The sequence below is a fragment of the Archangium violaceum genome, from assembly GCF_016887565.1.
Classification (GTDB): Bacteria; Myxococcota; Myxococcia; order Myxococcales; family Myxococcaceae; genus Archangium; species Archangium violaceum_B.
In genome coordinates this window covers 656,942-671,675 of record NZ_CP069396.1, presented here as the reverse complement: position 1 = coordinate 671,675, position 14,734 = coordinate 656,942, and the positions used below count along the sequence as shown (strand labels likewise).

General features: G+C 69.8%; 13 protein-coding genes. 7 read left to right on the top strand and 6 right to left on the bottom strand.

Going from position 1 to position 14,734, the window contains the following annotated elements; all coding sequences use genetic code 11:
• Positions 1-78: 78 nt before the first annotated feature.
• Together JRI60_RS02925 and JRI60_RS02920 are read left to right on the top strand one after the other, a co-directional pair.
• Complete coding sequence (locus JRI60_RS02925) at positions 79-1,368, top strand: SGNH/GDSL hydrolase family protein (RefSeq protein WP_204224348.1); 1,290 nt, start codon at positions 79-81, stop codon at positions 1,366-1,368.
• A gap of 128 nt (positions 1,369-1,496) precedes the next feature.
• A complete protein-coding gene (locus tag JRI60_RS02920) occupies positions 1,497-3,059 on the top strand; it encodes a phytoene desaturase family protein (protein WP_204224347.1) in 1,563 nt (520 codons plus the stop codon).
• On the opposite strand, the gene JRI60_RS02915 is transcribed toward JRI60_RS02920, so the two are convergent.
• The 4 genes from JRI60_RS02915 to JRI60_RS02900 are packed head-to-tail and all read right to left on the bottom strand — an operon-like array spanning position 2,990 to position 7,218.
• Positions 2,990-4,399, bottom strand: a complete 1,410-nt coding sequence (locus tag JRI60_RS02915) for a deoxyribodipyrimidine photo-lyase (protein WP_204224346.1) — start codon at positions 4,397-4,399, stop codon at positions 2,990-2,992. The two genes, JRI60_RS02920 and JRI60_RS02915, sit on opposite strands and share 70 nt — an antisense overlap.
• A 3-nt stretch (positions 4,400-4,402) precedes the next feature.
• A complete protein-coding gene (locus JRI60_RS02910) occupies positions 4,403-5,257 on the bottom strand; it encodes a hypothetical protein (RefSeq protein WP_204224345.1) in 855 nt (284 codons plus the stop codon).
• A gap of 3 nt (positions 5,258-5,260) precedes the next feature.
• Positions 5,261-6,013 (bottom strand): alpha/beta hydrolase family protein, encoded by a 753-nt coding sequence (locus JRI60_RS02905; protein ID WP_204224344.1) that lies wholly within the window; start codon positions 6,011-6,013, stop codon positions 5,261-5,263.
• Positions 6,014-6,021: 8 nt separating this feature from the next.
• Positions 6,022-7,218: a HEAT repeat domain-containing protein gene (locus tag JRI60_RS02900; protein ID WP_204224343.1), complete on the bottom strand. Its 1,197-nt coding sequence runs from the start codon at positions 7,216-7,218 to the stop codon at positions 6,022-6,024.
• Positions 7,219-7,424: 206 nt separating this feature from the next.
• Between JRI60_RS02900 and JRI60_RS02895 the strand changes: the two genes are divergently transcribed.
• Positions 7,425-8,315: a YeiH family protein gene (locus JRI60_RS02895; RefSeq protein ID WP_239470309.1), complete on the top strand. Its 891-nt coding sequence runs from the start codon at positions 7,425-7,427 to the stop codon at positions 8,313-8,315.
• A gap of 5 nt (positions 8,316-8,320) precedes the next feature.
• Here the strand turns inward: JRI60_RS02895 and JRI60_RS02890 are convergent, their stop codons facing one another.
• The gene (locus tag JRI60_RS02890; protein WP_239470308.1) at positions 8,321-9,190 is read right to left on the bottom strand and encodes a LysR family transcriptional regulator; all 870 of its coding nucleotides are present in this window, start codon (positions 9,188-9,190) and stop codon (positions 8,321-8,323) included.
• 55 nt (positions 9,191-9,245) lie between these two features.
• Complete coding sequence (locus tag JRI60_RS02885; RefSeq protein ID WP_204224341.1) at positions 9,246-11,978, bottom strand: bifunctional acetate--CoA ligase family protein/GNAT family N-acetyltransferase; 2,733 nt, start codon at positions 11,976-11,978, stop codon at positions 9,246-9,248.
• 143 nt (positions 11,979-12,121) lie between these two features.
• On the opposite strand from JRI60_RS02885, the gene sitA6 reads away from it, so the two are divergent.
• The 4 genes from sitA6 to JRI60_RS02865 all read left to right on the top strand — a co-directional run bounded on the left by sitA6 (position 12,122) and on the right by JRI60_RS02865 (position 14,700).
• Positions 12,122-12,802, top strand: a complete 681-nt coding sequence (gene sitA6 / locus JRI60_RS02880) for a SitA6 family polymorphic toxin lipoprotein (protein WP_204224340.1) — start codon at positions 12,122-12,124, stop codon at positions 12,800-12,802.
• A 4-nt stretch (positions 12,803-12,806) separates the two neighbouring features.
• Positions 12,807-13,523 (top strand): SitI6 family double-CXXCG motif immunity protein, encoded by a 717-nt coding sequence (sitI6, locus tag JRI60_RS02875; RefSeq protein WP_204224339.1) that lies wholly within the window; start codon positions 12,807-12,809, stop codon positions 13,521-13,523.
• A gap of 72 nt (positions 13,524-13,595) precedes the next feature.
• Positions 13,596-14,117, top strand: a complete 522-nt coding sequence (locus JRI60_RS02870) for a hypothetical protein (RefSeq protein WP_204224338.1) — start codon at positions 13,596-13,598, stop codon at positions 14,115-14,117.
• Between the two features lie 175 nt (positions 14,118-14,292).
• Positions 14,293-14,700, top strand: a complete 408-nt coding sequence (locus tag JRI60_RS02865) for a hypothetical protein (protein WP_204224337.1) — start codon at positions 14,293-14,295, stop codon at positions 14,698-14,700.
• The last annotated feature ends 34 nt before the right edge of the window (positions 14,701-14,734 follow it).

Genomic DNA, 14,734 nt, shown 5'->3' with positions numbered 1-14,734 from the left:
GCGACCGATTCTGGACGGTGTGCCCGCTCCCCATTGGCCTGGGAGGTGCACACCCTTTCCGGCAACGGAGGGGAAGGAATGAACGGAAGCCAACGGACGCGAGTCCTGGTGTGTGCTTGGGCAATCCTCGGGGTCGCCTGCGGGCCCGGCGGGGACGGGTGGGAAGAGTCCTTCCCTTCCGAGCCGGGCACCTCCGGGGAGGTGTCCACCGAGGCGCCCCTGCCCAACGGAGGGCTCGAGGTGGCGCCCGTCAACGTGGAGCCTGAGGTGGGACAGCCCCGGGCCGTGCCCCCGCTGTTCCAGCCGGGCTACCACGCGGCGCTGCGCTGGTCCTACAGCACGGGCAACGTGACGTTCCGCCTGCGCGTGCCGGTGGGCCGCGCGGGGCAACGGGTGCGGCTCGCCTTCCGATCGGGGGATGGGAGCCTGGTGCTGCGCCGGGCCACGGTGGCGCGCGCCGGTCCCAACGGCTCGCTGGCCTCCACGCCCGTGACGGTGACGTTCTCCGGTGCACAGGGCTTCTCCGTGGGGGCGAGGAAGCGCGTGGTGTCCGATCCCGTGCCCTTCCCCGTGGGCTTCCGCGACGAGCTGGCCGTGTCCTTCGAAGTGCAGGGCGCGCTGGGCGTGAGCGCCATCGAGACGCTGCCCGGCAGCTACGTGCGCTCGGGGGCCTATACGGGCACCACGGGCGCCATTGGTGGCTCGGCCTGGGCCCGCGCGGTGGGACTGGCCACCGTGGACGTGGAGGGCCCGCCCGCGCGCGCCTTCGTCGCCATCGGCGACAGCATCACCGAGGGCTACATCACCGAGCACGATGACACGCGCAAGGCCTGGCCCTCGCTGGCCGAGGCCCAGCTCGGCGTGCCCATCGTCAACGCCGGTGTGTCCGGCCAGGGCTTCTACGACGAGTTGCAGAACCTGGATCAGGAGGTGCTGTCGCTCCAGGGCGTCACCGACTGCATCGTGCTGCTGGGCACCAATGACCTGAGCTCGCTGGAAGTGAGCGGCTTGCAGACGCGGATGAACCTGCTCCTCTCGCGGCTCGCGCCCCTGTGCCGCACCTGGGTGAGCACGCTGCTTCCCAAGGAGAAGTCCAACCACGGCGACTACGAGGTGGTGAAGAGGGACCGGCTGGCGATGAACGCGTGGATTCGAAGCACCTTCCCCGACGTCATCGACCTCGAGGCGGTGACGCGCCAGCCGGACAACGTGCACCTCTTCCTGGACGGGTTGGAGGTGGACGGCATCCACCCGAGCGCCGAGGGCCATCGCGTCATGGCCGCCGAGGTGGTGCGCGTGCTGCGCGAGAAGGGCGTCCAGCCGGAGCAGGGCGTCCAGCCCCAGGGCGAGGAACCCTCCGAGCCCTGACGCCCACCGGGGAGGGAGGCGGCAACTTTCCAGTGCTCCCACCTCGGACCACGCCGCGTGGAAATCGGACGTGACCGGCCACGCGGGGAGCGTTATCTCCTGCCGCGACGGACACGCGGCACGGGACGATGACGAGCACCTGGTATGACGCAGTGGTGGTGGGCGCGGGCTTCGGCGGACTGGCCACGGCGCTCGAGCTCACCCAACGGGGCGCCCGCGTGGCGCTCTGCGAGACCCTCAACTATCCGGGAGGTTGCGCCAGCACCTTCCGCCGACACGGCTACTCCTTCGAGGCGGGCGCCACCCTCTTCTCCGGGCTCGCCGAGGAGCAGCTCTTCGGACGCTGGGTGCGCCAGCTCGGGCTGGACGTGACGGTGGACTGGTTGGATCCGCTGGTGGAGCTGCGCACCCCGGGCATGCGGCTGGGCGTGTACCGCGAGCGCCAGCGCCTGATGGACCAGCTCCACGCCTTCCCCGGCGCCCCGGCCGACGCGCTGCGCGGCTTCTTCACGCTGCAGCAGCAGGTGGCCCAGGCGCTGTGGCCCCTCTTCGATGATCCCACGCTGCTGCCGCCGCTCGACCTGCGCGCACTGCTGCGGCACACCTCGCGCGCCACGCGGTACCTGCCGCTGGTGCGCTGGATGGGACGGCCGCTCGGGGCCGTGCTGGAGCGCTTCGGCCTGCTGGGCTTCACCCCGCTGCGCACGTACCTGGACGCGCTCTGCCAGATAACGGTGCAGTGCGGCGCCACCGAGGCCGAGGCCCCCTTCGCGCTCGCGGCCATGGACTACTACTGGCGAGGCACCGGGCACGTGCGCGGAGGCATCGGCCGGCTGGCGAGCGCGCTCGCGGGGGCCGTGGAGACCGGGGGAGGCGAGGTGCTGTTCGCCAACCGGGTGAAGTCGCTCGAGCCCGTGCCCGGAGGCTGGAAGGTGACGTCGCGGCAGGGCGAGCTGCACGCGCGCCACGTGGTGGCCAACATGCTTCCGCAGGGGCTGGTGCGGCTGCTGGGACTGCCGCCCGAGCGCGTGCCCTCGTACCTGCGAACGCTGGCGGGACGGGTGGAGGAAGGCTGGGGGGCGGTGATGCTGTACCTCGTGGTGAGAGCACCCGGGGAGGCCTCACCGAGCGCGCACCACCTGGAGCTGGTGCAGAACGAGCAGGCGCCCTTCGTCGAGGGCAACCACCTCTTCGCCTCGCTCAGCGGAGAGGCGGACACGGGCCGCGCGCCGCCGGGCCACCGGACGCTGACGGTGTCCACGCACGTGCCCCTGCGCTCGCTGATGGCGCGCTCCGAGGAGGAGCAGGCCCGGCTCGTCTCCACCATCCAGGAGCGGATGCGGCAGGGACTGAGACGGCTGGCGCCCGAGTGGATGGAGAACGTGCAGCACGAGATGACGGCCTCGCCGCGCACCTTCGAGCGCTTCACCCAGCGCGAGGCGGGGGCAGTGGGCGGAGTGCCGCGGCGCGCCGGGCTGCACCACTACCGCACGCTGGGGCCCCGCGAGGTGCAGCGCGGGCTGTGGCTGGTGGGGGACTCGGTGTTCCCGGGGCAGAGCACGTTGGCCACGGCGCTCGGTGGGGTGCGTACGGCGGCGTGCATCGCGAGGGCGGCGAGGATTCAGTCCCCCTCGAAGCGGACTCCCGCCGCCCTGGCCTCGGACACCAACCGGTCCACCTTGTCGACATAGGCCCGCATGTCCGCCTTCCGCTCCAGACCGCCCGAGGACATGTAGCGCACGGTGCCGAAGATTTCGCGCTCGCCCCAGGGCCGGTCGTGCAGGCCGAACACCCAGCCGATGTTGGTGTAGGAGTTCGCGTCCCGCCCATCCAGGAAGTACCTGTTGTTGAGCTCCAGCGCCGTGCGGTGCCCGTGCTCGGGGGTGCTGCTCCACTCCAGTATCTTCTTCCCCCAGTACATGCGCATGGCGTTGTGCATGTAGCCCGTGTAACGCATCTCGCGCATGGCGGCGTTCCAGTACGGGTCATGCGTGCGAGCCCGCTCGAGCTGCTCCTTCGTGTACTGGTGGTGCCGCTCGTCGCCCCGGTGCTTCTCCAGCGTCTTCCGGGCCCACTCGGGCAGGGACTCGAAGGAGTCGTAGAGGGGCGTGTACTCGGCGAAGTTCTGCGCCAGCTCGCGCCGGACGATGAGCTCCTCGAGGAAGCTCTCGCGCTGATGGTCCGCCACCTTCGCCTCGCGCGCCGCGAGCGCCACCTCCACCGGGCTCACCTGCCCGAAGTGGAGGTACTTGCTCATGTGCGAGACGTGGGTCGTCTCCGGGTGGGGCCTGCTCTCCTGGTACTCGGGAAGGTGCTCCGTGAGGAACTTGCGCAAGAGGCGCTTCGCCTCGCTCGTGCCGCCCTTGAAGCGGTGGCTCACCGGAGGCACGGAGCGGTCCAGGTCCAGCTTCGCCAGCACCGCGTCGAGGTCCTCCAGGTCCAGTCCCTTCACGCCGAGCCCGAGCGAGTCCGTCTTCAGCGGCGTGGGCGCGAGTTCCACCAGGTACGCGCTCCAGAGACGGTGGATCTTGGGACGAAGGGTGCGCGCGGCGAACTCGGCCTTGCCCGAGGCGGCCGCCACCGGAACCACGACGTCCCCCTCGACCTGAATCACCGGGCAGGAGGCCTTGTCGGCCACCGTGCGGCGCCACTGCTTCTGATGGCGCAGGTAGCCCCGGTCACACACCACCAGGGCCGCGTGCCGGGCGAGCTTCAGGGCCACCACGTCCGGGGCACCGCGCTGGACCACGAGGGGAATCTTCCGGCGAGCCAGGGCGCGCTGCGTGTCCTGGAGCCCCTCCAACATGAAGCGGTAGTGACGGACGTTGGCCTCGGGGTAGCCATCCATCAGCCCGAAGCCCACCAGCAGCGGCAGCTTCGCCTCGTTGGCCCGTTGGATGGCGTACTCCAACGCGGGGTTGAACCCGGCGCGCTGGCTCTGCTGCATCCAATAGAGGACGTACTCGCCACCCTTCGACTCGCGGGTGTTGAGCCGCTGGATACGGCTCTCCTCGATGGTCCTGCTCGCCATGATTCACCGGTGGAGGGACTGGGGCTCACGCGTCCGGGAGCTGGCAGAGACCGGCAGGTAGCACTTGCCCCGGTACTCGGCCTGGTTCTCGCGGCAGGGCGGGCGCCTCTCGAGTGCCATCCAGCAGCCGCCGTTGATTTCCACTTCGTCCTCATTGGGTTTGCAGGGCGTCTTGGCCTGATCGACGAATGGCGCCTTGGGCAGGGGATAGGCGATGGGCGCCTGACCCACCCTGGCCTTGTTGATCAACGCGGGCGCCCGGTGCGCGGCGATGGCCTGCTCGGCCCTCCACCGCTCCACGGACGAACGGCTCGTGTCCTGCTCCTGCGCATACATGTCCCGCTCCACCAGATGGATGGCCAGGCGCGAGGACAGGAGCATCAGGACAATCGCCGCGGCGGTGCGCCAGCGACTGGCGCGTACCCACTTCCAGGCGGATGCGGGCAGGTGCCACATGAACTCCATCGGCCCCGTCGGCACGCGGGTGAGATGGGCACGCGCCTCCTCATCGTTCGCCAACCGCCCGACGGCGGTGCCGAGCTGTTCGAGCATCCCACGGAGCTGGGACAACCGACCGGAGCTCGGAGCCTTCTCCACCTCCAGCACGAAATGGGGAGGCATGGCCTGGGAGCGCAAGCACACCCGCCACTCCTCCTGGGGCTCCATGGGTGCACGCTCGCTCGGTATCAATACCAGGGCCGGCTTGTCCTCGAGGACGTTGTAGGCCTCGTAGAGTCGGCCTGGTTCCTCTGTGTCCTGCTCCGGCTTCCTGGCCGCGTACCGCCTGAGGAGTTTGAAGCGCCCCAACCACCCCTTGAAAAAACCCGTGTCCGCCATGTGCACCTTCTCGTTCTTCATCTTCTACACCGCGTTCCGCGAAGGGTGGCTCCGCTCAACGCCCAGGAAGCGGACCAGCCAGTCCGCCGCGTCCTGGATGGCCTCGTTCCAGTCCTCGGGCCGCATCCTGTGCCTGGACAGGGGGAACTCCCGGTAGCGCAGCCGCTCGGGAGCCTGGGCATAGAGAGGGACCAGGCGCTCATGGAAGGCTCGCGCCATCCCGGGATGCACCACGTCGTCCAGGCCCGCCGTCTGACTGAAGAGCGCCACGGGGAAGAAACGCTCCGGGAAACAGTGCGGGCTCTCGGGCAGCGGGAGCTCCCATTCGGGCGAGCCGATGAGCGGAACCGCCACGCGCAGCCGCCGGTCCAGCAGCAGCGCCCGGTAGGTGATGAACCCGCCCAGCGAAGCACCGCCAATGCTCAACCGCTCCGCATCCGCCCCGAGTGACACGAGTGCATCGAGCACCGATGGCACCTCGTTCGCGGTCGCACGAACCACCTGGAGGAAGTCCTCTTCCGCGCGCGGGTTGTCGTGGGTGAAGCGCGCATCGAAGTCCGGGTAGCGCCGCTCACCATGCCCCATCGCGTCGAGCCCCACCGCGACGAGTCCCCGGTCCGCGAAGACGCCGAGCTCCCGCTCGTTCACCTCCTTGGACGCGCCGAGCCCGTGGAAGAAGAGCACCACGCCACGGCGGAGGGCTTCCTCGCGAGGACCCCGGTGGACGACCAGCGCGGGCGCACCCGCGAGCGACATTCTCGAAGTCTGCAGGCTCATCTCACCCCTCATGATGCGAACAGGCCCATGTGCCCGAGTGCTTCGGACGCAGCATGGCGGAGGGCCGGGCCTCCTTCGCGCGCCAGCCGGGACAAGGCCGATGCCGCCTCCGCCGCGAGCGGACCGAACAGTCCGAGCGCCACCACCGCGTCATGCTTCAGCCCCGGGAGCGAGGACAGGCCGGTGAACGCGTCGAGCACGAGCCGGAAGGACGAGTCCGGCCTGTCCAGCAGGCGCGACAGCGGCGGGATGGCCTCGCGAACCCCGAGCCTGCCGAGCGCCAGCGCCACCTGGCCCCGCACCTCCTCGGGAATGGAGACATCCTCCAGCGCGGCCAACAGGCTCGGTGCGAGTGCCTCCGTGGCAGGGCCTCGAACCGACAACGCGGCGGCGGCCCTGCACGCCACGGCCGAGGAGGAGTCGTGAAGTGCTTCCAGCAGTGCGCCAGCGGCTTCCGTGCTCGCGGGAGAGAACCGCGCGAGCGCCTCGGCGGCGGCGGCTCGGACACGCGCCGTCCCCGTGCTCAGCGCCTCCAGGAGCACCTCGGATGTCTCCGGCTGGGGCTCGAGCCGGCCCAGGCGCCCGGCCGCCTGGATTCGCGTGCTCTCGTCCCCTCCCGCCCGAAGCGCATCGACCGTGACGCCCCACAACCCGGGCGTGCCGTCGTCATCCGGCAGGAATCCCGCGGCGAGGTGGCGCACCCCCGGCACGTCGTCTCCCAGCAGGCGCTGGAGCTCGGCCCGAACGGATGGAGGCGCCGGGGGATGGAGCACGCGCAGCGCGGCTTCCCGGACCTCCGCGCGCTCCGAGCCCAGGTGCGGCACCAGAGCGCCCGTGTCGAAGTCGGCGTGCCGCAGCGCGAGGATGCTGTCCTCGCGGACCCGGACATCGTCGTCCGCCAGGCAGCGGATCAACCCCGGGATGGCCGCGGCATGCGGACATGTCACGACAAGCCGCGCGGCGATGCGCCGGACCTCGGACTGCTCGCTCTCCAGCAGCTCCACCACACGGCCGGGAAGCGCTTCCTGGAGGGGAAGGTGCATCCGCGCCTCGGTGAGCTGGAGCAGACGCTCGATGGCCAGCCCCCGTTCCGCGGGAGGTGCATCCAGCACGGCATACACCAGGAGGGTGATTGCCCCAGGTTCCTTGCGCAACGAGGCCACTGGCAGCGCGAGCGCTTCCTTCAGGCCAGCAAGTGGGTCCATGCGCATGGCAGCTAGCACACCTGGACGTGACCATGAATGTAGGGGCCAGGGTGCCCTGTCTCGAGTTGTCGACAGGGAGCCAGAGCGCAGACCCTCACCCCGGCCCTCTCCCAGGGGGAGAGGGTGTTCGCGAGCCATCCAAGAAGCTGATGGCTCATCCCGTCTTCCGTCTGGTTTCCCGAAGGCTCCGAACCCATCGTGAGCGCATGAACGCTCCCGCTGTCGCGCTCGTGGCCGGCGTCCTCGTGGCCCTGCTCGTGGGCAACCCCTACGTGGAGTGGACCCGCCGCGTCACCCATCCCCTGCTGGCGCTCTCCGTGGTGGGACTCGGCGCCGGCATGGATCTGCGCGTCGTCGCGGCCGTGGGCGCACACGGCGTCCTCTACACCGTGGCGGGCATCGCCGTGTGTCTGTTGCTCGGCGCCCTGTTCACCCGGGCATTCGGCGTGTCCCGGGAGGCTGGTCTGCTCATCAGCGTTGGCACCGCCATCTGCGGCGGGAGCGCCATCGCCGCCATGGTGCCCGTGCTGCGCCCCAAGGCGCACGAGGTCTCCGTCGCGCTCGGCACCGTGTTCCTCCTCAATGCCGTGGCGCTCTTCGTGTTCCCCGCCATCGGTCATGCCGTCGGACTCGATGCGCGCCGGTTCGGCCTGTGGAGCGCCCTCGCCATCCACGACACCAGCTCCGTGGTGGGCGCCGCCATCCAGTTCGGCCCCGAGGCCCTGGAGGTGGCCACCACCGTCAAGCTGGCCCGGGCCCTGTGGATCGTCCCGCTCACCCTGCTCGTCGGCGCATGGCGGCGGCGCTCGGGTGACGCGACGCCCCAGCAGGGCAGGGCGCGGCATCCCTGGTTCATCCTCGGCTTCATCGCCACGGCGGCGATCGTCACCTGGGTGCCCGCGCTCCGGCCGGCGGGGCAGCTGGTGGCGGCCGCGTCCAGGCAGGCGCTGGTCCTGACGCTCTTCCTCATCGGCGCCAGCCTCACCCGAGGCGCCCTCCGCTCGGTGGGCGTGCGGCCCCTCGCCCAGGGACTGGCGCTCTGGGTGTGCATGGCGGGCCTGAGCCTCGGCGCCATCGTCCTGCGCCTCGTGGAGTGAGGCGCTCAGGGGAGCAGCAGGGGCGGTGGCGAGGCGCGTGCGTGGCGCAGGAAGCGGCCCGCGAGCCCCGAGGGCGCATCCACCGGCAGCACCCAGGAGAAGGCCCGCTCCACGCTCAGCCCCGGCACTGGCAGCACCCGCAGTCGGCCCAGCGCCAGCTCGTCCTGGATGCTCCATCTGGACAGGAAGCCGACGCCCAGGCCGAGCCGCACCGCGCCCTTGATGGCCTCGTTGTCGCCGAGCTGCAGGTCTCCCGCCTGGAGCCCCCGGCGCACGCCCGCCTTGCGCAGCGCCCGCTCCATCACGGCCCGAGTCCCCGAGCCCGGCTCGCGCCAGAGCAGCGGCACCGAGCGAAGAGCCTCCACCGAGCGCACCCGCAGCAGCTCCGCCGGGGCCCGCGAGGAGACAACCGGCACCAGCTCGTCATCCAGGTAGCGCTCCAGGCGGATGAGGGCGGCGCGGGCGTGTCCCTCCACCAGGCCCAGTGGGGCGCGGCCCTCGCCTACCCAGGCGAGCACCTGTGTGGTGTTGCCCACCTCCACCCGCACCTGCGCGCCCCGGTGCGAGCGCAGGAAGGAGGCCAGCAGCTCCGGCACCACGTAGCTGGCCACGGTCGTGCTCGCCGCCAGCACCAGCTCTCCGCCCGGCTCCTCCTCGACGGAGACCGCGAGCGCCGCCTCGTCCAGCAGCTGGTGGATGCGCTGCGCGTACTCCAGCAGGGCGCGGCCCGCGTCGTTGAGACGCACGCCTCGCGCGGTGCGCACCAGCAGCGGCTGGCCACACTCGCGCTCGAGCTGGCGCACCTGCGCCGTCACCGCGGGCTGGGACAGGTGGAGCAGCCGCGAGGCCGCCGACACCTGTCCCGTGGTGGCCACTACCCTGAACGTCTCGAGCCGCCGCGGATCCAACCGTGTGAACAGAGGGCCCTCCTCACTCCAGCACCTTCACCGCCTTTACCACGCCGTCCCCCACTGCCTCCGCCTGGTGGATGGTGAAGCCCAGCCCGCGGCAGACGTGCTGCATCGCCCCGTTGCCCGACAGGATGTCCGCGACGATGCGCCGCAGCCCCCAATCCCGGCCCACGGCCACCAGCCGGCTCAGCAACTCCGACCCCAGACCCTGCCGCTGCACCGCGTCGCTGATGAGCATCGCGAACTCGGCGTCCTGCGTCCCCGGCAGTCGCGTCAGGCGCCCCACCCCGAGAATCTCCCCGCCGTTCTTCCTCTCCACCACCAGCGCCATCTCCCGCCCGTAGTCGTTGAAGCAGATGCGCGCCAGCCGCTGGTGCGCCACGCGCTGGTCCAGCTTCATCATCCCCGCGTACCGCAAGAACACCGTCTGCTCCGACAGCGTCTTGTGGAACTCCACCATCTTCGGCTCGTCCTCGGGCCGGATGGGACGGATGATCACCTCCGACCCATCCTTCATCTTCCATCGCTCCACGTACTTCACCGGGTACGGGAGGATGGCCAGCGGCGGCAGCTCCTCTTCCTTCACCTCCGGGCCGTGCAACACCACGCGCGCATCCAACGCCACCAGCCGATCCGCCGACGCCAGCAGCGGGTTGATGTCCACCTCCTTGATGAAGCGATGCTCCACCACCAGCTGGCTGAAGCGCACCAGCAGCTTCTCCAGCTCGACCAGGTCCACCGGCTTGCGCCCGCGCACGCCCCGCAAAGCCTCGTGGATGCGCGTCTGCTCCATCATCCGCCGCGCCAGCGTCGTGTTCAGCGGCGGCAGCGCCAGTGCCCGATCCTTGAACACCTCCACCAGCGTGCCGCCCGCGCCGAACAGCAGCACCGGCCCGAACTGCGCGTCCAGGCTGCTGCCCATGATGAGCTCGTAGCCGTCCAGCTTCACCATCGGCTGCACCGTCACCCCGTCGAACGCGTCCGCCCGACCCAGCTCCTCCAGCTTCTGGCGGATGCCCTCGAAGGCGCCTCGCACCGCGTCCGCGTCACAGAGGTTCAGCCGCACCCCGCCTACGTCCGACTTGTGGGTGATGCGTTGCGAGTGCAGCTTCAGCACCACCGGGTAGCCCAGCGACTCCGCCTCGCGCACCGCCTCGTCCACGCTCGTGGCCAGCCGCGTCTCCACCGTCGGAATGCCATACGCGGCCAGCAGCCGCTTGGACTCGAGCTCCGTCAGCAGCAGGCGGCCCGCGGCGCGCGCCTCGCGGATGAGCGCCTCGGCCTCCTCGCGCCGCTCCGGCTCCTGCGTCAGCACCGGCGTCTCGTACAGGCCCTCCAGGTTGTACGTGTAGCGCCACATGTAATTGAAGATGCGCGCCGCCGTGTCCGGGTAGCCGAACGTCGGAATCCCCAGGTCGTTGAGGATGCGCTCGCCCGCCGCCACCTCCGAGCCTCCCATCCAGCTGGCGATCACCGGCTTGCCCATCTTCACATAGGGCTTGAGGCGATCCGCCGTCTGGGTGGGCTCGGTCACGTCCTGCGGCGCGAGGATGACGAGCAGGCCGTCACTGTTCTCGTCCGCGCCCGCCACCTCCAGGGCCTTCGCGTAGCGCTCCGGGTCCGCGTCGCCCAGGATGTCCACCGGGTTGCCGCGGCTCCACGCCGAGGGAAGGATGGCGTCCAGCTTCGCCACCGTCTTGTCCGACAGCTTCGCCAGCTCGCCGCCGCCCATCACCAGCGCGTCCGTGGCGAGGACCCCCGGGCCGCCCGCGTTGGTGACGATGGTGAGCCGGCGGCCGTCCGGACGTGGCTGTTTGGCCAGAACCTCGGCCATGTAGAAGAGGTCCGCGATGGAGTCCACGCGCAGCACGCCGGTGCGCCGGAAGGCCGCGCTCAGCACCTCGTCACTGCCCGTGAGCGAACCCGTGTGCGAGGCCGCCGCCGCCGCCGCCTGCGCCGAGCGCCCCGCCTTGATGACGATGATGGGCTTGTGCAGCGCCACCTCTCGCGCCGCCGACAGGAAGCCCCGCGCGTCACCGATGGACTCCATGTAGAGGAGGATGCTGCGCGTGCGCGGGTCGTCCCCCAGGTAGTCGATGACGTCTCCCCACCCCACGTCCAGCATGGAGCCGATCGACACGAAGGCGCTGAAGCCCACCGACTCGCGCATGCTCCAGTCGAGGATGGCCGTGAGCAGCGCGCCGCTCTGGCTGACGAAGGCCACGTTGCCCGGCCGCGCCATGCCTCCCGCGAAGGTGGCGTTGAGTCCGCTCGGCGGCCGCATCACGCCCAGGCAATTGGGACCGATGATTCGGATGCCCGCCTCGCGGGCGATCTGGAGGACTTCCTGCTCCAGCTTCACGCCCTCGGGGCCGATCTCCTTGAACCCCGCGGAGATGATGATGACGCCCTTGACCCCCGCCTGGGCGCACTCGCGCATCACGCCGGGCACGGTGGTGGACGGCGTGACGATCATGGCCAGGTCCACCGGCTCCGGCAGCGCCTCGAGCGACGGCCAGGCCCGGATGCCCAGCACGTTGGTGCGCTTGGGATTGATGGGGTAGACGGTGCCCCCGAAGGGACTGCTGATGAGGTTCCAGAGGATGGTGCGCCCCACGCTCCCCTGCCGTTCGCTCGCCCCCACCACCGCCACGCTGCGCGGATTGAAGATGGCGTCGAGGGGATGACGGCCTCGCAGGTGCAGCAGGTCGTACGAGGGGTCGTTGGGCGGCGGACGCTTCGTCTGGGCCATGGAGACCCCTTTCTGGTCCCGAATGGCCCTCCGGTTCAACAGCAACCGTGTGGCGAGCGCGCGCCGCGTTGCCTGAGCGGCAATGGAAACGGCGAGGACACGGGCAGGTGGCGGATGAGGAACAGGCTACGCTCCGCGGACCCATGAGAGCCCTGACGAGAATCTGGCTGCTGCTGCTCGGGCTGCTGGCGGCATGCGCGACCTCGAGCCCCGTCGCGCTGGAAGAGAACCAAGCACCGGAGGTGGTGTCCTCCTCCTGGGAGGAGGGCTGCGAGGACGAACGCAGCCTCGTCCTGCTGTGCCGTGACGATGGAGAGGAGTGTGGCTTCTTTCGCTGCCGGGAGGCAGTACCTGGCGAGGTACTGTTGGCCTACCGGGGCGGCGGGCCCATCTACATCCCGGGTGCCTCACCCGCTTCTCCGCGCCGCTGGTGGGGCCGCCCCGGAGGATGGCCACGGAACAACGAGCCCGTCCTCACCTTCCGCTTCAACCGGCACTTCGACCCCAAGCCCCCTGCGTTCGCCCTTCCTCCAGGCCGCTGGGTCCAGCACCACATCTTCCCGCAGGCAGAGGTACTCAGGAACTGGTTCCACGGCCGAGGAGTACCCGACATCCATCAGTTTACCATTCTCATCCCCGAGCACGTCCATATCCGACTCCACAGCGGCGGACCCAATGGGGGCCTGTGGAACCAGGCGTGGAGGGAGTTCATGAACACCTACCCCAATGCTCCACCCGAACAGATATACCGCCACGCGGGCGAGCTGATGTTCCGCTTCGGGCTGACAGGCCCCATCGCGCCGTACCAACGCGGGAGAAGGTAACGAGATGCCGAGGTTTTACCGGCTCAAGGAGCCAAGAACGTCGCGGTACACCGGTGACATCAACGCCAGACACAAGTGGGGCAGCCTCCCATGGCTCCGCTGCACTGAATGCAAGGACACATGGACGGGAGGGTTCACCGCGTATCCAAGCGTGGACCTGTCCTCGCTGCCCGAACGCGACGAGTATGAGAAATCCCGGCCGGAGCCCCTCGATGAATTCGTGCGTCTACGAGAACGGGTGCGGCCACTCGTGATGCCCGGGAGCCAACTCCTCCCGGGCTCTACGTTTGGTCCGCTCACGGGCACTGCCACCGGAACCTTCAGCGCGCTCTATCTCCATCTCCTGGGAGCGGTATTGATACGGCGTGAGGCTCTGGAGCAATTGCAGGCCGCGGGCGTACAAGGTCTGCGCGGTTTCCCGACGGAGCTGCGCTTCCGGCAGAAGAAACACCCGGAGTTGCTGGAACTGGAAATTCCAGCCCATGGCCGGTTGCATCCGGACTGCACGCCACCACGGCCTCCACCGTGCGCCAGGTGTGGTCTGGATTCGTTCCGCTTCCCGGACGACCCCGTCCTGGACGCGGCATCACTCCCGGCAGACACCGACCTGTTCCGGCTGAGCGACTTCGAAACGATCTTCATCGCCACCGAGCGCTTCGTGGACACATTCCGGCGCCTGGAGCTGGACGGGGCAGACATCCACGAGGTGCCCGTACGTTGAGCCCTCGAACTTCTTCCGTCACCACGGTACCGCCTACGCGGGAAGCGCACTCGGCGGTAGGCTCTCCGTGCCATGGCTCGCCGCAAACAGGCCGATGAGATCACCGCCCGCGTCCGCAACCTCATCGCGCTCGACTCCGCCAGCATCATGCGGAGACTCGAGGCGCGCCGGGGAGAGATGTTCGTCCTCTTCTCCCGCCTGCGCAGCCGCGAGCCCATGCTCAGCACCCTGGCTACCCGTTATGCCTCGGCCACCTTCCACGACCTCATGAACCTGCCCGCGCGCGAGCAGTCGGTCGTGGACCACTTCTACGAGTGTCTGGACGCCCTGCGTTGGTACTTCACCTACACCGAGGACATGCCCAGCACCGCCCAGCAGACCTTCAACACCCTCCACCGCCGGCTGGAGGAGGCCCACCGCAAGCTCGTCGCGACCATCGGCCACCCCGTCACCCCCGAGGGCGCCACCGTCGTCGAGGGAGAGGTCCTCCGCCGCGAGGACGCCGCCCCCGAGGCCGCGCTCGTTCACGCCTCGCCCCCTCGCCGCCGCCGCGCGGCTCCTCCGGACACCGGGACGGGCTCCCCGGAGGAGTGACGCGTCCGTCACCACGCGGCGGGTCGAATCACCGACAGGCCGCATGCGTGCCTCCAGACCGGGGCCGGAGCGCTCGGCGGGACCGACGCCTCACACCACGGGGCCGCCTCCTCTCTTCTGGGACACGACAAAGCTTCATCGTGTCGTGCCCGGGCAACACCCAGGAGGAAGCCCGATGAGAGTTCCGCGCCTCGTCCCCTCGCTCTGTTGTGCGCTGTCGCTGTTCCAGGCACTGCCGGCGAGCGCCGCCCCACCCACTCCAGGAGGAACGCCCCCCGCGGGGCTCATCGAGGCCAATGCCGAGGCCCTCTGCTTCTTCATGGAGGAGATAGCGGCCCAGCCCAAGCAGGCGGACTGCGAGGAGAAGGCGGCCCGGGAGCTCTCCGCGCTCTACCCCAGCCTGCCCCCCGAGCAACGCGCACAGCTCCATCAGCTCCAGGCCCAGTGGCCAACGCTCCGCCAGCAGTGGCTGGCGCTCGATGAGACACAGAAGGACGCCATCCGGAATCAGTGGGCGACGATGGCCCAGGAGCAGCAGTCCCAACAGGGAGTGGGAGGCTCCGGTCCTTCACCTACTCCGTGACGACGGTGTGTATAAGGAGGGCCTCTCTGCAGGA